The organism is Terriglobus roseus, from assembly GCF_900105625.1.
GTDB lineage: Bacteria > Acidobacteriota > Terriglobia > Terriglobales > Acidobacteriaceae > Terriglobus > Terriglobus roseus_B.
Genome location: NZ_FNSD01000001.1, coordinates 3,363,480 through 3,381,535, shown reverse-complemented (window position 1 = coordinate 3,381,535; position 18,056 = coordinate 3,363,480). Strand labels below are relative to the sequence as shown.

Below are 18,056 nucleotides of genomic sequence, written 5' to 3'. Positions count from 1 at the left end.
TAAGCGGGGCTTTCGAGCCGCATCGGGCCCTCTTGGAACGCACCATGGCAGACTTAATGCTCACTTACGTCAGTCCTACCGACCAGCTAGCCGCACTGCGCACCAGCGCGGGCATGGCACCACTTTCCGGCGGATGGATCGCAGTCACCGGCGAGGACCGCGTTCGCTGGCTGAATGGAATGGTGACCAACTCCATCCAGGCGTTGACGCCGGGTGAGGGTTCTTACAGCTTCCTGCTGAGCGCCCAGGGCCGTATCCAGGGCGACGCGACCGTGTGGGCCAAGCCTGACATGCTGTTGATGCAGACCGACCCGTCACAGGTGGCCCCTCTGATGACCCTGCTGGATCGGTTCATCATCATGGATGACGTGGAACTCGCGGACGAAAGCTCGCTCTGGACCGGCCTGCTGGTGGCAGGACCGCTCGCTGCCGAAAAATTGAACGCCGCAGGCGTTCCCGTGCGCACTTCCAGATTGTTGAAGAAATTCTCCGTCCCATATGACGGCACAGAGCTGCAGGTCTTGTGCGCCTACAGCCCAGCGGTGCCGCGCTTCGAAATCTGGTCGCGCGACTCAGCCGCCCTTGAAAAGGTTCAGAGCGCGCTCGCAGGCGCGGGCGTCACCGAATGCTCCGCAGATGGCCTTGAGCTACTCCGTATCGCCGAGGGCACGCCGCGCTTCGGAACCGACATTCGCGACCGCGATCTGCCGCAGGAGACAGCCCAGACACGCGCTCTGCACTTTAACAAAGGCTGCTATCTCGGCCAGGAAATCGTCGAGCGCATCCGCTCGCGCGGCAACGTCCACCGCACCCTCACTACCTTCGTGCTGACGGGCGGGGTACCGGCCCCTGGTGCGCCACTAATGGCAGAGGGCAAACCTGTGGGCGAACTGACCAGTGTTGCCGCCGAATCCATTGACGGTCAGCTGCTCGCGCTTGGCTTCGTTCGCCGCGAAGCCATCGACCGCGCACTACCCCTGACGTATGAAGGCGGCACCGCCGCACCCCATTCCGTCACAGCCGCATCCTAAAGGCCAAAAGAGAGTCCGAGAGAGAGCATGTCAGAGCAGGAGCAAAACAAACCCTTCGTCATCAACGACCGCCGCAAGTTCCGTATGGATGGCGAGCCGCGCGAAACCATCGCCGAGACGCCTGAACCCGAGCCGGTCGCAGTCGTCACCGAGATGCCTGCGCCTGCCCCGTCAACTTCTGAGGAGACTGCAGCACCGAAGCATCACAATGAGCCGATTCCCTTCAACAGCGCACACTCCGTGACACCGGTGCCTGACCCTGCTGAAGAAGAACAGACCGTCGCCGCAGACGCAGCGCCCGGTGAGTCAGAGCTGCCACCCCCTCCGACCGAGGAGGAGATTCAGCAGGTGCGACTGGCCTATGAGACGACCTCCGAACGTTTGGAGACCATGATCCGCTCGCAGAACCTGGGTGCCGAGCATCCGCCGGCGATGGACTTCACCCAGTTTGTTCAGTCGCTCTACATGTCGGCCATGATGCAGCTTGGCGCCGGTACGCAGCAGGGTCAGCAGGCGCGCGTGGATATTCTGGGCGCCAAGAGCACCATCGACATGCTCGGCATCATCGCGGAAAAGACCGGCAGTAACCTGACCGATGTGGAGCGTCGGCTGATCGACGCAGCCCTGTTCGAACTGCGAATGGGCTTCCTCGAGATCACGCAACTGCTCGCACGCCAGGCGCAGGCCAAGCAAGGCGCACCAGCAGCGGGTCCCTCAGGCGCCGGCGGCGCTGGTTTCGGCGGTGGCGGATTCACCGGCGGCGGTCCACGGATTGTCCGCTAGCAACACAAGCAGTGCAGAACTCCTCTTCCTCGGTACGGGCACGTCTATGGGCGTGCCCACGCTGGGGTGCAAGTGCGCCGTCTGCCGCTCGTCCGACCCACACAACAACCGCATGCGGTCGTCCATTGCCCTGCGCTTTCACGACGCTGTGCATGATGTACAGCGCACTGTCCTGATCGACACCGGTCAGGAATTCCGCATGCAGGCTCTTCGCTTCGCTATAGACCACCTGGATGCCGTGCTGTATACGCATGGCCACGCCGACCACATTCTGGGCTTCGATGACCTGCGACCGTTGACCTTCGGTCACGCCGCCAATCTTCCGATCTATGCGGATGATCCCACGGCCGATATCCTGGAGCACGTCTTCGCGTACACGTTTCGCAAGGTGAATCGATATCCCACCAGCGCCCGCGTAGATCTGCACCGCCTGAGCTCAGAACCGGCTACGACGTTCGATCTCTTCGGATCGACCTTCGAGCGGATCCCCGTAATGCATGGTCATCACATCATCGCCGGGTATCGCTTCGGCAACGCGGCCTACCTGACCGATATGAGCGACCTGCCGGAGGCCAGCTACGACCGCCTGCGCGACCTCGACATCGTGGTGCTGGATGCCCTTCGACGCGAGCCGCATCCCAGCCATTCGCACCTGGACAAGAGCATCGCCATCGCGCAGCGCATCGGCGCGAAGCAGACATACTTCACGCATATCTCGCATGACCTGGAGCATGCCGCTACCGAGGCTGGATTGCCCGACGGCATCCACATGGCTTACGACGGTCTGCAATTGAACTTCGACACTGCGGCTGGAGAGATGGCATGATCGTCTTCCGCAGCCTGGCTGAAGTACCGGCAGATTTCGGGCTGACTATCGTGACCATCGGCAATTTCGATGGTGTGCATTGCGGCCACCGTACCGTGATCTCTGAGGTCGTCGCGCGGGCCCGCGCCAAGGGCGCAAAGGCCGTGCTGGTTACACTCGACCCGCATCCTGCACGCGTATTGCGGCCGGAATCTCCGCTGCGACTGATCACCCCGCTTCCCGTGAAGCTGGAACTGCTGAAGAGCACAGGTCTGGATGCCGTGCTGCTGCTGCCATTCACGCAGGAGTTCTCGCGCACCTCGCCGCGAGCGTTCTGCGAGACGGTACTTCGGGACGCTCTGCACGCGACCGAGGTGCATGAAGGGGAAAACTTCCGCTTCGGCTACGGCGCCGAGGCCGACATGCACTCGCTGGAATCACTGGGCGCTGAATGCTGCTTCACCGCCCACACGTTTGCGCCGCTCACATTAGGCAGGCAGACTGTCTCCTCCAGCCGCATTCGCGCGGTCATCGCCGCGGGCGATATGAGCGCGGCACGCCACATGCTGGGCCGGCCGTTTTCGGTGGATAGCACACCTGCGCGCGGTCGCGGCTATGGCACGCAGTACGCCGTGCCAACCATCAACCTGGCGCCTTATGCCGACCTGCTACCGGCGAATGGTGTCTACGTGACCGACCTGAGAGTCGGTACCGGCGCATCCGCTGTGACCTTCGAAGGAGTCACGAACATCGGCAATCGCCCGACGTTTGGAGAAGATTCCTTCGCGGTGGAGACGTATCTTCTGCGCTTCCATCCGATTGCATTGGACGAAGCCACTCCGCTGCGAATGACCTTCTACAAGCGTTTGCGCGAAGAGAGGAAATGGCCTTCGCCCGAAGCCCTGAAGGTCCAGATCGGCAAGGACGTAGCCCGCGCCGAACGCTGGTTTCACCTCCGCCGGAAGTTAGCTAAAAACCCGGGCGCCCCACCTTCGCGTAGCTAAGGTGAGCATCGCGCGCCAGCGCGAGATCTGTTCGATCGACGAAGATCTTTGAAAGCTGTCCGTGCTTGACGAGTGCCTACGTCGAGGGACGTTCCGCCTATCGCGGGGCGGGTGTCCGGGATGGTTCGGTCGTCGTCCTGGGTGCCGTCACAGGTGCCGTTCCCGTGTATGGCCGGTACGGTCCCAACGGAGAGGGCACATAACCCTTAGCCGCTGGCTTCACGGGTGCTGCCGCAGGTGCTGGCTTCGCGGGTCCGGCAGCCGAGTCGTCCGGCATCGCATCGGGCGCCGCCTCCGGCGTTTCGCGCACGATGGGTGCGGGAGCCTTCGCCGCCGGCTTGTTATCCGGATCATCATCCTCGTCCGAGTCGTCATTCGTGGCCGCAGGCTGCTTTTTCACCACGGGTGTGTCTGCGCTGGACTCGCTGACTTCCAGTGTCTTCTTCGCCGCAGTCGGGAAGCTTTCCACCGGTGTGCGAGCAATCGCCACCTTCATGAAATCGATCCACATGGGCAGCGCAGCCTTTGCACCCGTCTCCTTGTCGCCAAGTGTCTTACGATCGTCGAAGCCGATCCAGGTCCCCGTTGTGACGCTTGGCGAAAAGCCGATGAACCAAGCGTCGGTATAGCTGTTCGTGGTGCCTGTCTTGCCGCCGAGCGGATGTTTCAAAATTGCCCCGGCGGCGGCAGCCGTACCGAACTGCGGAACAGCCTCCAACAGCTTCATCATGGTTCGCGCGGTGTCGACGGAGATCACTTCCTTCACCTGCGGCGTCGTCTGCTTCAACGGCAGACCGTCCGCCTGCACAATGCGGCGGATGACATGCGGCTTGATCAGGATGCCGTCGTTCGGGAAGACCGAGTAGGCACCAACCTGCTCCTGCAAGCTGATACCAGCCGATCCGATGGCTACCGGCAGGAACGCGGGTAGGTTCGACGTGACACCGAAGCGATGCGCAACCTCGATCACCTTTCGAATGCCAACCTGATTCGCAAGCTTCAGCGCCGGGATGTTCCGTGATTCGGCAAAGGCATTGATGATCGTCATCGCGCCCTTGTAGTCCGCCTCATAGTTATGCGGCGTGTAGGGGCCGTTCGGCGTGTAAAAGCTGGTGGGCCCGTCGACGATGATGTCCGTCGGCTTCGTATGCAGATTCTCAATGGCGGCGGTGTACACATACGGCTTGAAGCTGGATCCGGTCTGCCGTTCCGCCTGCGTGGCGCGGTTGAACTGCGACACCGCAAAGTCACGACCGCCCACCATCGCCAGCACTTCACCGTTGTTGTTATCCACGGCCATCATGGCCGCCTGGGCACCGGTATCCTGCTGCAGCGACGCATGCATGGTCTTCTCGCCGGACGTCGCATCTTCAATGCGCACGTAGGCGATGTCACCACGCTGCAACAGCTTGTCGCCGTTGCCCATGGTCGTCCAAGCCCAGTCTGCAGGCGTCATCTCTGCGTAACGCTTGCCAATGCGGACGATGACACGGCGCGACGTCGCTTCCGTGACCAGCGCATGGAAATACGCGCCGTTCTCAATCGTCTGCGTCGACCAATCCGGATGCGCGTAGGTCTCAAGGTCCGCGCCAGTCGCAGCAACGTTGGACAGCTTTGCCTTCCAGCCATGACGGCGTTCGTACGCCGCAGCGCCGTCCATCACGGCCTTGTTCGCGGTGATCTGCAGGTCAAGATCCATGGTGGTGTAGATCTTCATGCCGGCGCCATGCACCGCGTCCGCACCATACTCCTGCTCCAGCTGGCGACGAACCTCTTCCACGAAGTATGGCGCTACCGTGTTGCTGGCGGGCTCGATGTGCAGGCCCAGCGGAGCTGCCTTCGCCTCGTCATACTGTGACCGCGTGATGACACCGTCGCTGAACATTTCGCTCAGAACAAGGTTGCGGCGCTTTAGCGCACGCTCCGGGTGGCGTGTCGGCGAATAGGGCGTTGGCCCCTTCGGCAATGCTGCCAGTAGAGCTGCCTCTGGGAGCGTCAGATCATGCACTTTCTTCGAGAAGTAGTACTCGCTGCCTGCCTCGAATCCGTACACGCCGCTGCCCAGGTAGATCTGATTCGCATACAGCGCGAAAATCTGCGGCTTGGTGAAGTGGCGTTCAATCTGGATGGAAAGCAGAATCTCCTGGATCTTGCGGGAGTACGTCTGTTCCATCGACAGGAAAAGGTTGCGCGCCAACTGCATGGTCAGCGTCGAAGCGCCCTGGCGGCGGCCCTTCGACCGCAGATCGACGTACGCTGCACCCACCACACGGAAGGGGTTGATCCCGGCATTCTTCTCGAAGCTCTTGTCTTCGATCGAGATGATTGCGTCATGCAAGACCTTCGGGAATTCGCTGTACGGTACGACCACGCGCCGCTCGAGCGCGAACGAACCGAAGCTGCGACCGTGGATGTCCAGCAGTTCCGTCGTGGTGGCCGGGTGGTAGTGCTCCAGATCTTCCATCTGCGGCAGGTCGGCCGTGTTGACCAGCGTGAGGCCCACCAGACTGCCGAAGATCGCCGAGCAGATCAGCAGGCCGTAGAAGATCCCCTGCCGAGCCTTGGCACGCGTCGGAAAATACCGAGCCCACCAGGTGCGGGAATACGGCACACGGCGTTCGACGAACGGCGGCTTGCGCTGCCGCGCCGTTTCATCGTCGCGAGTGAAGAGGGATGGCACAGTTTTTTACGGTAGCACGGTGGGCTAAGGGTTGTGAGTGGCGCCGGGGGAGTCGAGTTGTCATCGGGACGACAATCTTGCCCGATCAGAACTTTTCGAACTGTCATCCCTAGTGGAACGGCAAAGCAGAGTGTTCAGGACGACAGTTCACTGCAAGAGAAAGGCGCCGCATGCGCGACGCCTCTCGTCATCAGATCTTCAAAAGCTACGTGGCTTTGGCCTTGAGCAAATCCAGAGCCTTATTCAGTTGCTCATCAATTTGCGCGCTCGGCTTTGCGACTGGCACGGCAGGTTTCGAAGAGTTCACCGTGGCGGTGCTTGCTGCGCCGTCGCCTGTGTCTTCGTCGTCCTCATCCGCGGTGGCAACCTCAGCAGCCGAGGCCACTGCTACCGGCGGCGTCAGACCGTCATCCTGAAACTTCTTGCCGCTGGGCGTCTCGTACTTCGCCACAGAAAGGATCAGTGCAGCGCCGTCCGGCAGCTCAAAGGTCCGCTGCTGCGATCCATCGCCAAATGTCTTTTCGCCCACCAGTTCGCTGCGCTTGGAATCCAGCAGAGCCCCAGCGACCAGTTCAGCCGCTCCAGCCGTGCCGTGGTTCACAAGCGTCACCATGGGGGCTGTTGCATTGACGCTCTTGCCCGCATCAGCGGTGAAGGTCTGCTTGGAAACCTTCTGGCCTTCCAGCATGGCCAGCGTGCCGGTCTTAATGAAGAGGTTCGCCATGCGCAGGGCTTCCACGTTGTCGCCGGTGGAGACGTCGCGCAGGTCGAGCAGGATCTTCTTCGTGTTGGTCTTGCCCATATTCTTCAGCTTCGACTCAACCTGTTGAACGTGCTCCTTATCAAGCGTGACCGGCTTGATGTAGAGGATGCTGCCGCTTTCATAGAAGACCTCGCCAGTAGCGGAAGGGGTGACCTCCGCACGGGTGATCGTCAGCTTTTCCGGAACCGATTTGCGTGGACGAATGACCGACAGGTTCACAGTCGTTCCCTTTTCGCCCTCAAGCATCATCTGGACGGACGCCAGCGAAAGGTCGCGCGTGCTCTTGTCGCCAATCGACTCGATCATGTCGCCATCGTTCAGGTTCGCCTTGTCGGCAGGGCCTCCCGGCACAACAGAGACGACGGTCGCATAGCCAAATCGCTTGGCGACGTTCAAACCAATCTGCGCTTTCGGCTTCTCCCCGCGAGTCTTGTAAGCCTTGTACTCTTCCGGCGTCAGGTAGCTTGAATCGGAATCCAGGGACTCCAGCAGGCCGCGCAGCGCCGCGTCCGTTACCTTTCCCATATTCGGGTCGACAACATAGTCGCCCTGGATGTGCCGCAACACCTCGCTGTACACCTGCATCTGCCGGTACGCACCCTCCTGTGGCTGGCCTGCTGCACGCACACGGCGAGCGTTGGCGCCCAGGAACATGGTCAGCAGCAAAACAGCAGAGACGGCAAGCGTGGAGATTTTGAGCGATTTCGGCATCGGCAGAACATACCCCGGGTGACGGACTTTTGCTTCTCCGGGTTAGACGCACCCCGGTCGAGATAGCATACGCCTGTCGCTCCTGCCCTGCTTAAGCATATGGGGACTGGTGCTGCTCGGGACCAGGAATTCGGTAGTCGGGACGAAACGTGTGGTGGCGGTGACTGGGCTCGAACCAGTGACCTGCGGGTTATGAGTCCGCCGCTCTAACCAGCTGAGCTACACCGCCATGGTGTTGGGGAAGTGACCTCTGTCTGCGGCAGGGAGCCGCAAGGCACTCCATGTAGTTTACTGGAAGTCGGCCCGGAGACCAAACCGCTGGCCAGGAAAAACGCATGCCCACCACCCTTGGAGTCATCCCCGCCCGTCTCGCCTCCACCCGCCTGCCCGGCAAAGTGCTGCGGCCGCTGCTTGGCCGACCCATGCTGCAGTGGGTAGTCGAGGCCGCGATGCGTTGTCCGCAACTGGACGAAGTCATCGTCGCCACCGATAACGAGCAGGTTGCCAAACTGTGCGAGAACAACGGCTGGCTCTGCCAGATGACTGATCCCGACCTGCCCAGCGGCACCGACCGGATGCGCGCCGTTGCCCTGCAGCGCGAGGCTGAGATCTACGTGAACATCCAGGGCGATGAGCCACTCCTGAAGCCCGAACACATCGACGCCCTGCTCCGTCCCTTCGCCCGCGGCCCGCAGGTCGAGTGCACGACCGTAAAAACCGCCTGCTCGCCGGAAAACATCACCAATCCCAACGCCGTAAAGGTCGTCAATGCCACCGACGGTCGGGCGCTCTATTTCAGCCGCGCCACCATCCCCTACGACCGCGACGCCCATATCGCCGGGGACCTCGCCAACGGCAAGGCCACCTACTGGAAACACCTCGGCCTCTACGCCTACCGCCGCCCCGCCCTGTTGCGGTTTGGAACGCTCGAGGCCAGCCCACTCGAGCAGACGGAGCGCCTGGAACAGCTGCGCCTGCTGGAAAACGGCCTGGCGTTGTACGTGGAAGCAGTTGATTTCGACACCGTCGGCGTGGATACCGAAGCGGATATTCCGCGGGTGGAGGCGCTGCTGCGGGAGCGCTTCGGGCGTTGAGACCGTTGCCCCACGGATTTATCATCCCGAGCCAAACCCGCTCATCCCGCCCCCAAAGATTTGTCATCCTGAGCGAAACGAAGCGTAGCGGAGTGCAGTCGAAGGATCTGCATTCTGTTTATGCGATTGCAAATGTGGTGGGGCCGTCGCGCACCTTCGTGCGGCAGCAGGCAGAGTGCAGGTCCTTCGACTCCGCTACGCTCCGCTTAGGATGACAAATATCTTGAATGGTTCTTAGGAGGCGGCTGGAACTGCACCGGAGATCTTCCGAGCCAAAGGGATCGTAACCTGCAGACCCTCGTCCTGAACCTTAACCTTCACCACGGCCAGTGACCGCGCGGTCCAGGTTGCAGCTTTCAACTCCGCACGAGGCGTGGAGCTGAGCACCGCAAGCACCCGGCAACCCGCGGCCAGGCCGGCCTTCACGCCGACCACAGCATCCTCTGCAACGATGCACTCCTCCGGAGCGAACCCGAGCATTTCCGCACCGCGACGATACGGTTCCGGGTCAGGCTTGCCTTTGGTGACCATGTCGGCAGTGACCAGGTTCTTCGGCCACGGCAGGCCCGCGGCAGACAGCCGGCCCCTCAGCAGGCGCTCCGTGCAGCTGGTCACAATCGCCCAGCGCTCCTGCGGCAGCTTGGTCAGCAGATCCATCACGCCGGGCAGCACCTGGATATCGCCCACGTCCTCGATCTCCATGTCTTCAATGATCCGAAGACCAGCATCGGCATCGAGATCCGGTCGTAACATCTGAACGATGTCGCGGGCGGGGACGCCGTGCGGCAACACAAAATTCTCAGCGTTCGGGACGTCGTGCATGATGGCCCAGCGCCGCCAGCAGCGGGTGGCACTTGCGATGGAGCTAATCAGCACACCATCCAGGTCAAACAGGAAGGCCTTCGCCCCGGTCGTTACAGCAGCCAACTAACCCTCCAGTACAAACTGTTCAGCAGCCTTCAATATCTTCGTGACCGCAGTCTGCGAGGTGGACTCACAGTACACGCGGAGCAGCGGCTCTGTGCCAGAAGCACGCAGCAGCAGCCAGGTTTCAGCGGCGTTCTTCAAACCAAAGGATTCGGGATTCTCAAGATAGAACTTGATACCGTCCATGTCCTCGGACTTCAGGACCTTGTACCCGGCGATATCCGTGAGGCCGCTCGACGCACGCTTGATCGCCGACTGCTTCAACGTGTCGTTGATGTGCATGTCGATGCGGCCATACTGGTGCTCGCCGAACTCCGCCTGCAGCATGGCGACCAACTCGCCGAGCGTCTTCCTTTCTTCCGCCATCACGTTCGCAATCAGCAGCGCATTCAGGATGCCGTCGCGCTCGGGCAAGTGCTTCTTGATGCCGACGCCGCCCGACTCCTCGCCGCCAATGAGGATGTCCTTGTTTTCATCGAGCATCAAGTCGCAGACGTACTTGAAGCCAATCCCATGCTCATACAGCTTGCGGCCATACTTCGCTGCAATGCGGTCCAGCATCTTCGTCGTATTGAAGGCGCGCGTCACGTCGCCGGGCCACTGCTTGCGATCCAGCAGCCACCACACCAGGATCGAGAAGATCTTGTGCGCATCCACGACATTGCCGTTCTCATCGACGGAACCAATGCGGTCCGCATCGCCGTCTGTGATCAGGCCAGCCGCGCACTTCTCTTCTACGACCTTCTTCTGCGTCAGCGCGATGTGCGGCAGAATCGGCTCGGGATTGATGCCGGGAAAAAGCGGATTGTGCTCTGCACGAATCTCGACGCAGGGGACACCCGCGCGCTCGAAAATGCCCTTCAGAACGCCCGCGCCCGCACCGAACATGCTGTCGATGAGGAATCGCTGGCCGCTCTTGGCAATCAGCGGCAGATCCGCAAACGCTTCGACCGCCGCGATGTAATCCGGCAGAAAGTCGACTTCCGTAATCGCCCCAGGCCTCTTCGCCGCAGGCAGAGCAACTCCCAGATAGCCCTCAATCTGCTTGATAATGCCCGGCGATCCGGACCCGCCATAGCTGGCCTTGTACTTCACGCCATTCCACTGCGCCGGGTTATGCGACGACGTGATCATGATGCCGCCCGCCGCACCTAAGTTACGCACGCCGTAGCTCAAAGCCGGCGTTGCCGTGATGTCCTTCGCCAGCATCACGGGAATGCCTGCTTCGCTGAGAACCTCCGCCGCCAGCCGCGCAAACTGCGGCGACCCGAAGCGCGTGTCGTAACCAATGCAAACACCCTTCGAGGCGTCTTCGTGCGCGATCACGTAGTTCGCAATTGCAGCGACGGCGATACGTACGTTGGCATAGGTAAAGTCATCGGCAATGATGCCGCGCCAGCCGTCGGTACCGAATTTGACAGCGCTTGTGAATGTGGACGTCATTGTTGTGTCGCTCATCGGAATCCCTCGATTATCCCATTCCGCCATTTGCATCGAAACCGGCCGCTACCGAGTCCTCTGCAAGACGTCCGGCGGAAGCGAAGAGTCCTACACCAGGTCCTTACGGCCCGACTTATTGAGCTCGCTGACGATGCGGCCAACCTCCTGCGAGTGGGCGCGCGTGGTGATCAACAAAGCGTCGTCCGTTTGTACGACCACCAGGTCGCTGACACCGAGCAGCGCAACCGTCATGCCGGGCGCAAACACGTAGTTGCCGAAAGCGTCCATGTGCAACATGCTCTGGCTTTCCACAACATTGGCGTGGCCCTTACTGCCGCCCTTTGACATGGCGTGCTCATGCAGTGCGTTCCACGATCCCAGATCGTTCCATCCGAAGTCTGCGGGCAGGCAATAGATATGGCCCGCAGCACCCTTTGCAGATCGCGGTTCCAGGACGGCGTAGTCGATGCTGATGTTCTCAATCGTTTCAAATTCTGCAGCGAAGACCGCTTCAAATTGGGGCGTGCCGAACGCTGCGGCGATGCGCTCGAGCGGAGCAGCCATCGCGGGCCGATGCTCGCGGATGGCGTTCGCGAGTGTCCGTGCCGACCAAAGGAAGATACCCGCGTTCCATGAGTAGTTACCATCCGCGACGAACTCAATCGCACGGTCGATCTGCGGCTTCTCGGTAAATCGCTCCACCGACCGGGAAGGGATACCCACCCCGCCAAACTCCGCGGGAGCGCCCTCCTTGATATAGCCATAACCCGTCTCGGGCCGCGTGGGCGGCGCGCCCAGCACGATGATGTTTTCGCCTGCGGCTGCAATCTGCATACCGGCGCGAATCACCTCCGCGAAGCGCGCGTCGTCTGTGACGACGTGGTCCGACGGGAAGACGCCGAGTATGGTCTCCGGAGACGTACGCTCTACGATCATCGCTGCCAATGCGCACGCGGGCGCGGTGTTGCGCGCGAAAGGCTCTCGCAGAAGACGGTTCTTCGGAACTTCGGGCAGCTGCGCTTCGATGGTCGCTGCGAGCAGATCGTTCGTGATGACCAGGAAGTCTTCGATGGGCGCCAGCGGTCGCAGACGCGCGACGGTCTCCTGGATCATGGTGTCGCCACTGCCGGAGAGCGGCAACACCTGTTTGGCGCGCGACTTACGAGAGCGCGGCCAGAAACGCGTGCCACTGCCGCCTGCAAGCACTACCGGAACCAGCGATGGTGCCTTTGGATCGGTCAGGTTTGGCATGCGTTAGACAAGCCCCGCGAAGAAGGTGCGCATGCGCTCAATGCCCTTGTCGATCACATCAGCGGACGTGGCGTAGGAGAAGCGCAGATGCTCTTCCGTGCCAAACGCCTCACCCGGCACGCAGACCACGTGAGCCTCCGACAGCAACCTGGAGGCAATCTCCGATGCCGTCGAGGCGTCCTTCTTGTCGAAGAAAGCGCTCACGTTCGGGTACACATAGAACGCGCCCTGGGGAACGGTGCAGGTGATACCGGGGATCGTCTTGAAGCCGGCCAGGATACGGTCGCGCAGCTCAATGTAGCCCTTGCGCATCTCGTCGACGCAATCCTGCGGTCCGTTCAGCGCCGCAATGGCCGCGTACTGTACGGGCGTGGAGGCGTTGCTGGTGCTCTGCGACTGCAGCTTGCTGATTGCGGCGATGATCGACTTCGGTCCCAGCGCAAAGCCAGCGCGCCAGCCCGTCATGGCATAGGTCTTCGAGAGCGTCCCGCAAATCACGATGGAGTCGCGGCAGTCCGTCACGGACGCGCCGGAGGTCGGCTTGCCGTCACCTTCGAAGTTCAGGTAGTTGTAGCACTCATCCAACAGCACCAGGATCCCGCGGCGGTGTGCCAGGCGGATGATGCTCTCCATGTCTTCCGGCAGGATGATCGAACCTGCTGGATTCGTCGGCGAATTCAGGATGATGCAGCGCGTACGATCGGTAATCGCGGCTTCCACCATGGCGGCGGTCAGACGGAAGTCCTGCGCTTCGTCCGTACGGACAAAGACGGGCTTGCCACCGGCGAACTGGATGATGTCCTTGTACGAGACCCAGTACGGCACCGGGACGATGACTTCATCGCCATGATCGACGAGCACTTCAATTGCGTTGAACAGCGCCTGCTTGCCGCCCGTTGCGAAGCAGCACTCGTCGATTTTGTAGTCAGTGCCGAAGTCCGCGGCATGGCGCGCGCAGATGGCCTTGCGGACCTCTGGAATGCCGGCGACCGCCGTGTACTTGGTCAGGTTCTTCTCAATGGCTTCGATGGCGGCGCGCTTGATGTGATCCGGCGTGCCAAAGTGCGGCTCGCCCGCGCCGAAGTCGGCGAGATCGATACCGGTCGCCTTCAGGCGCAGGGCCTCGGCCGTAATGGCCATGGTCGCGGAAACTTCAATGCGGTTAATGCGATCGGAGAAAATCTTGGTTCCGGTAAGGATTTCGGCGGCAGCTGCGCTCATGGAGTCGATTCTACCAACCGACACGCGCTTCAGAATGTCGACCGTAAGCCTAAACTTCGCCGGGAACCTCGCCGCCCAGCGGCGCAACGTGAGCCCCGCGCTTCTGCTGCAGACGCTCGAGGACCAGAGGGGGCACCAGTTCGCTGATGTCTCCGTTGAGCTGATAGACGCCCTTGATCAGCCGCGACGAAACATAGGTGTACTTCTCCGCGGGCATCATGAAGACGGTCTCCAGCGTCTTGTCGAGTTTGCGATTCATCATGGCCATCTGGAACTCGTACTCGTAGTCCGAGATGGCACGGATACCGCGCAGGACGGCCTTCGCACCTTGCTGTCGCGCGAAATCCACCAGCAGACCGTCGAAGGTTTCCACCGTGACGTTGCCAAAAGCGTGCGTCGCCTCACGCAACATGTCCACCCGCTCTGCCGTGGTGAAGAGCGGCGCTCCCTTACTGGAGTTGCGCAGAACCGCTACCACCAGGTGATCGAAGATGGTCGACCCGCGGCTGACCAGGTCAAGATGCCCATTGGTGGGCGGATCGAAGGTTCCGGGGTAGATCGCGCGGACAGTCGGCATGCACCTGTGAGCATACCGCGCCGACGCGAACCGGGGTTGAGATGTCGGCACGCAACGCGAAAAGTCGAGCTCTCCGGCACGGCTTGAATGAACAACAGAAATGGCTGGCGCGGGCGTTCAGCACGCAACTACAACCTGATGCCGCTTGCGAAGGACCCAGGTCGTCATGCAGCGATAATCCTGCACCATGGTGGTCTTGAGCGGATCCACCAGCACTGCATCGAGTTCTTCCGTCAGGTGCAGCAGGGTTTCCTCGTCGACGAGATACCACTCCGACCCATCAGGGATGAGGAATAGCCCGTTCCGCAATTGCTCGAAGTCCATACCGATGCGCGATCCGAGCCGGCAGAAGAGCAAGCCGCCCGGCCGCAGGGTGCGCCATAGTTCGGCGAGCATCGCGTGGAATTGATCGTCGTCCTGCGCGAAGTGCAGGACAGAGTTGCAGATCACCACATCCGCGAAATCGTCCGGGAACGGCATCTTCTCGATGGCCGCCACGCGAAAGTTATCGGCAGGCAATGTAGCCCCGACAGCGGCTGAAAGCGCTCGCGTATGCGCGACTGCTTCGATGCTGGCGTCGCAGGCGAAGACCTCGAAGCCCGAACGCAACAGGTACACAAGGTTCCTACCGAAACCACAGCCCGCGTCCAGCACACGCATGCCCGGCGCGATGTTGCCTCGCAGGATCTGATCAAAGACGTAGATATCGATCTGGCCGAATTGCTGTTGGAGCGTCAGTTCCGGGTTTACTGGTGCTGCCAAGTGGGGTGACCTCTACCGGACCTGCCGGAATCTCGGTACGCAAAAGAAGAGGGCCGCAGAAGCGGCCCTCTTCGTCCGTACAGTCTTCCTAGTTTACCGGCGGGCGGTCTTGACCGCTTCCTGTGCCTTGACTTCGCCGTCTTCCGGCGCAGGCGGGACGGGAGCCGTCGCCGCGACGCCGATGGCCAGCTTGGCGCGAAGCTCCTTGTCCATCTTCTCGAAGATGGGTGGGTTGCTCTTCAGGAAATTACGCACATTCTCTCGGCCCTGGCCGATGCGCTCGCCGGAGTAGCTGTACCAGGCGCCGCTCTTTTCCACGATGTTATGGACGACCGCCAGGTCCAGCACATCGCCCTCACGCGAGATACCTTCGCCGTACAGAATGTCGAACTCCGCCTCACGGAAGGGCGCCGCAACCTTGTTCTTAACGATCTTGGTCTTGGTGCGCGATCCCACGACGACATCGCCTTCCTTCACCGCGCCGATGCGGCGGATGTCGATGCGGACGGACGAATAAAACTTGAGCGCGCGGCCGCCGGTCGTGGTCTCCGGGCTGCCGAACATGACGCCGATCTTTTCGCGGATCTGGTTGATGAAGATCAGACTTGTCCGGCTCTTCGATACGGTACCCGTCAGCTTCCGCAACGCCTGGCTCATCAGCCGTGCATGCAGGCCAACGTGAGAATCGCCCATCTCACCGTCGAGTTCCGCCTTCGGGACGAGCGCGGCCACGGAGTCGACCACCAGAACGTCGATCGCTCCGGAGCGCACCAGCGCCTCGGTGATCTCAAGTGCCTGCTCGCCGTAGTCCGGCTGCGAGATCAGAAGGTTATCCGTATCCACGCCAAGCTTGCGCGCATAGACAGGATCCAGTGCATGCTCGGCATCCACAAACGCTGCCAGGCCGCCCATACGCTGGGCCTCGGCAATGATCTGCAGCGTGATCGTCGTCTTACCCGAAGACTCTGGTCCGAAGATCTCAATCACGCGTCCACGCGGCACACCGCCTACGCCAAGCGCCAGGTCAAACGAGATGGAACCCGTCGAGATGACGGAGATCGGTACGATGGCATCCTTGGCGCCCAGGCGCATGATGGAGCCCTTGCCAAACTGCTTCTCAATGCCTGCGAGGGCGAGTTCTATGGCTCTGCCGCGTTCATCTGCCACTGGGTGGTTCTCCTTGTTCGTCGAGTCATCCTAGCATTCGAACCAAGCGCGAGGCAAACAAAAAGCGAACGTGTCGCTTATCGCTGAAGCAAGTCTATGGGCTCGTGCGGATCGCGGATGCGGAAATGCTTCGCCAGCGATGGATACGCTCGAGCCACCTCGCTGTACATCTGCCATGCCACGTTCCGGTAGCTCCAGTGCCCTGCGGGCGTCGACCGGAGTTCGCTGATGTAAACGGCCTCGGCAAAATCCATTGTGAAGAGTGAACGGCAGCGCGTGGCAAGCGGAAGCGCGTAGTCCGCGGCACTCGCGCTCGCTACTGCCGACGCCGCAGTGGCTGCCAGCCCCGCCGCTGGAGCGCCCCACTGCATGCGCACGCCGCTCTCACCGAACTGCGGCACCGGAACTGGCGCGACGGAATGTGCCGCCAACTTTGGCGTGGTCGCTACGGGCAATACCGATGCGCCCGTTCCGGTCACGCTGCTGTGGAAGGCGAAGGCGCGCTCTACCAGCTCCGTGTACCGCGCGAAGACTGGCGAGGTGGACACCTGCGGCTGGCCCGGGAAGTCCGGCACCTCGTAGCCATGCACGGTCGTGTATGCCTGCAGCAGCTGCGTGCAGCGGCGATGACGATGCATGTCGCGGAAGCCGCCGATGTCCATGAGGATGTCGAAGCGCAGGCCGTTGGCAGCGGCGAAGGCACGCGGTAGTTCATCATGCCGTCCGCGGTGCTCCAGGCCAAGCTCGATCAGTTCCGCGATGCGCGCTTCACCCAGCGCAGCGACGGCATCCCGCACCTGGCGGAACCGGTAGTGTGTGTGTGGATAGAGCAGCGACGCTGCGAGGTCGATCTCAAGCGACATGCCGTCGCTCGCGGCAGGCAGAATGAGCTCGACGTTTGGCGAGTCGGCAGGCATCGGCTCGATGGCGGCTCCGGCCAGCAGCTCGCGCACAGCCTGTCGCAGCGCAGGTTTGCTCTTTGCTTCGAAGTCGCTGGGTGAGGTGTACTTCACCAGCGTGGGGCTGGTCCGGACCTCACGCAGCAGATGCTCGCCGGCGCGTGCAGCCAGGTCAGCGTCCATCGTGCGGATGTCTTCGAGGATCTCTGCAGCGGCGCCGTGCTGCACGTTCCATGCGGGTCCAGCAGCAGCAGCGCGCAGCTTCTCACCGAGGTCACGGATCTCTGCGTACTCACTGCCCAGCAGCCGCGCGATCTGGCCTTCGAGCGTCCGGGCATTGGTGATCTGGCCCAGCGATGTGTTCGTCGCCAGCGGAAGCAGGTAGCGGGCCATGTCATAGGCACGCGCCTTCAGCGTCCGGGTGTAACTGGCCTCGTCGGTACCCTCTGGCCGTGGCGTATGCGCCTTTAATTCGGCGAGCATGCCCTCGCCAATATCGGTATATCCATCAAACATGGAATCAACAACTTGCGAGAAAAACGCCGATTGTTGAGACGATTCAAATTTCGGTTGATAGTATCCGGATTTGCGAAAATTCTGATAACGGGTCGATCGCTCCTGACCGTCCCATCGCGGCTCATCCACCAGAGAGATTGCAGCCAGCAGCGACAGGCGTTCGATGGCGAAGGCGACGTGCGCCAGGTCTGCGATGGAGCGGTGACCGTAGGCGAAATAAAAGGTGTTGAGGAACTGCTCGGCCTTCTGCGCGCTGATCTCAGCCAGCGATTCGCGCAGGGTCAGAGCACTTCGCGAATACTTTGCCATCGCGTACGCCAGTACCTCAGGGTCAGCGCCGTGGATTGCGTAGACATCGGTTTCGTTAGCCGGGGAGGTTTTCTGAACGTCGCTCATGGGATCAACAGAAGGATACGCGAGCCGGT

The 18,056-nt window shown here is 61.4% G+C and carries 15 protein-coding genes and 1 tRNA gene; 5 read left to right on the top strand and 11 right to left on the bottom strand.

What is annotated here, in order from left to right:
- Positions 1-44: 44 nt before the first annotated feature.
- The 4 genes from BLW03_RS13970 to ribF are packed head-to-tail and all read left to right on the top strand — an operon-like array spanning position 45 to position 3,623.
- A complete protein-coding gene (locus BLW03_RS13970; RefSeq protein WP_074654623.1) occupies positions 45-1,031 on the top strand; it encodes a CAF17-like 4Fe-4S cluster assembly/insertion protein YgfZ in 987 nt (328 codons plus the stop codon).
- A gap of 27 nt (positions 1,032-1,058) precedes the next feature.
- On the top strand, positions 1,059-1,814 hold the full coding sequence (locus tag BLW03_RS13965; protein WP_074654622.1) for a DUF1844 domain-containing protein: 756 nt from the start codon (positions 1,059-1,061) through the stop codon (positions 1,812-1,814).
- Positions 1,804-2,640: an MBL fold metallo-hydrolase gene (locus BLW03_RS13960; RefSeq protein WP_083350543.1), complete on the top strand. Its 837-nt coding sequence runs from the start codon at positions 1,804-1,806 to the stop codon at positions 2,638-2,640. Before BLW03_RS13965 ends, BLW03_RS13960 begins: the two co-directional genes overlap by 11 nt.
- On the top strand, positions 2,637-3,623 hold the full coding sequence (gene ribF / locus BLW03_RS13955; RefSeq protein WP_074654620.1) for a riboflavin biosynthesis protein RibF: 987 nt from the start codon (positions 2,637-2,639) through the stop codon (positions 3,621-3,623). Before BLW03_RS13960 ends, ribF begins: the two co-directional genes overlap by 4 nt.
- Before the next feature lie 97 nt (positions 3,624-3,720).
- Here ribF and BLW03_RS13950 read toward each other — a convergent pair whose 3' ends face one another.
- The 3 genes from BLW03_RS13950 to BLW03_RS13940 all read right to left on the bottom strand — a co-directional run bounded on the left by BLW03_RS13950 (position 3,721) and on the right by BLW03_RS13940 (position 8,006).
- Positions 3,721-6,303 carry a penicillin-binding protein 1A gene (locus BLW03_RS13950; protein WP_074654619.1) on the bottom strand — a complete coding sequence of 861 codons (2,583 nt, stop codon included), beginning with the start codon at positions 6,301-6,303 and terminating at the stop codon, positions 3,721-3,723.
- Positions 6,304-6,508: 205 nt separating this feature from the next.
- Positions 6,509-7,777, bottom strand: coding sequence for a S41 family peptidase (locus tag BLW03_RS13945; RefSeq protein WP_074654618.1), 1,269 nt, complete (start codon positions 7,775-7,777; stop codon positions 6,509-6,511).
- 152 nt (positions 7,778-7,929) lie between these two features.
- Positions 7,930-8,006: transfer RNA gene (locus BLW03_RS13940), tRNA-Met, on the bottom strand.
- Positions 8,007-8,112: 106 nt separating this feature from the next.
- Between BLW03_RS13940 and kdsB the strand changes: the two genes are divergently transcribed.
- Positions 8,113-8,871: a 3-deoxy-manno-octulosonate cytidylyltransferase gene (gene kdsB, locus BLW03_RS13935; protein ID WP_074654617.1), complete on the top strand. Its 759-nt coding sequence runs from the start codon at positions 8,113-8,115 to the stop codon at positions 8,869-8,871.
- Between the two features lie 234 nt (positions 8,872-9,105).
- Here the strand turns inward: kdsB and BLW03_RS13930 are convergent, their stop codons facing one another.
- The 8 genes from BLW03_RS13930 to BLW03_RS13895 form a co-directional block, all read right to left on the bottom strand.
- Positions 9,106-9,798 (bottom strand): HAD-IA family hydrolase, encoded by a 693-nt coding sequence (locus tag BLW03_RS13930; protein WP_074654616.1) that lies wholly within the window; start codon positions 9,796-9,798, stop codon positions 9,106-9,108.
- Entirely contained in the window at positions 9,799-11,256 is a 1,458-nt protein-coding gene (locus tag BLW03_RS13925; protein WP_083350542.1) for a phosphoglucomutase/phosphomannomutase family protein, read from the bottom strand.
- Positions 11,257-11,346: 90 nt separating this feature from the next.
- Entirely contained in the window at positions 11,347-12,489 is a 1,143-nt protein-coding gene (locus BLW03_RS13920) for a mannose-1-phosphate guanylyltransferase (RefSeq protein WP_074654615.1), read from the bottom strand.
- Positions 12,490-12,492: 3 nt separating this feature from the next.
- Positions 12,493-13,710 carry a pyridoxal phosphate-dependent aminotransferase gene (locus BLW03_RS13915; RefSeq protein ID WP_074654614.1) on the bottom strand — a complete coding sequence of 406 codons (1,218 nt, stop codon included), beginning with the start codon at positions 13,708-13,710 and terminating at the stop codon, positions 12,493-12,495.
- A 49-nt stretch (positions 13,711-13,759) separates the two neighbouring features.
- Positions 13,760-14,287, bottom strand: coding sequence for a pantetheine-phosphate adenylyltransferase (coaD, locus tag BLW03_RS13910; protein WP_074654613.1), 528 nt, complete (start codon positions 14,285-14,287; stop codon positions 13,760-13,762).
- A 117-nt stretch (positions 14,288-14,404) separates the two neighbouring features.
- Positions 14,405-15,049 (bottom strand): class I SAM-dependent methyltransferase, encoded by a 645-nt coding sequence (locus tag BLW03_RS13905; RefSeq protein ID WP_244502098.1) that lies wholly within the window; start codon positions 15,047-15,049, stop codon positions 14,405-14,407.
- 93 nt (positions 15,050-15,142) lie between these two features.
- On the bottom strand, positions 15,143-16,216 hold the full coding sequence (gene recA / locus BLW03_RS13900; RefSeq protein ID WP_074654612.1) for a recombinase RecA: 1,074 nt from the start codon (positions 16,214-16,216) through the stop codon (positions 15,143-15,145).
- 77 nt (positions 16,217-16,293) lie between these two features.
- Positions 16,294-18,027 carry an FAD-dependent thymidylate synthase gene (locus BLW03_RS13895; RefSeq protein ID WP_074654611.1) on the bottom strand — a complete coding sequence of 578 codons (1,734 nt, stop codon included), beginning with the start codon at positions 18,025-18,027 and terminating at the stop codon, positions 16,294-16,296.
- Positions 18,028-18,056 lie beyond the last annotated feature (29 nt).

What these genes read in the sequence shown, in the direction of transcription:
- BLW03_RS13970 (WP_074654623.1), top strand. Translation starts at nt 45, where the DNA reads ATGGCAGACTTAATGCTCACTTACGTCAGTCCTACCGACCAGCTAGCC.
- BLW03_RS13965 (WP_074654622.1), top strand. Translation starts at nt 1,059, where the DNA reads ATGTCAGAGCAGGAGCAAAACAAACCCTTCGTCATCAACGACCGCCGC.
- ribF (WP_074654620.1), top strand. Translation starts at nt 2,637, where the DNA reads ATGATCGTCTTCCGCAGCCTGGCTGAAGTACCGGCAGATTTCGGGCTG.
- BLW03_RS13945 (WP_074654618.1), bottom strand. Translation starts at nt 7,777, where the DNA reads ATGCCGAAATCGCTCAAAATCTCCACGCTTGCCGTCTCTGCTGTTTTG.
- kdsB (WP_074654617.1), top strand. Translation starts at nt 8,113, where the DNA reads ATGCCCACCACCCTTGGAGTCATCCCCGCCCGTCTCGCCTCCACCCGC.
- BLW03_RS13925 (WP_083350542.1), bottom strand. Translation starts at nt 11,256, where the DNA reads ATGAGCGACACAACAATGACGTCCACATTCACAAGCGCTGTCAAATTC.
- BLW03_RS13920 (WP_074654615.1), bottom strand. Translation starts at nt 12,489, where the DNA reads ATGCCAAACCTGACCGATCCAAAGGCACCATCGCTGGTTCCGGTAGTG.
- BLW03_RS13915 (WP_074654614.1), bottom strand. Translation starts at nt 13,710, where the DNA reads ATGAGCGCAGCTGCCGCCGAAATCCTTACCGGAACCAAGATTTTCTCC.
- coaD (WP_074654613.1), bottom strand. Translation starts at nt 14,287, where the DNA reads ATGCCGACTGTCCGCGCGATCTACCCCGGAACCTTCGATCCGCCCACC.
- BLW03_RS13895 (WP_074654611.1), bottom strand. Translation starts at nt 18,027, where the DNA reads ATGAGCGACGTTCAGAAAACCTCCCCGGCTAACGAAACCGATGTCTAC.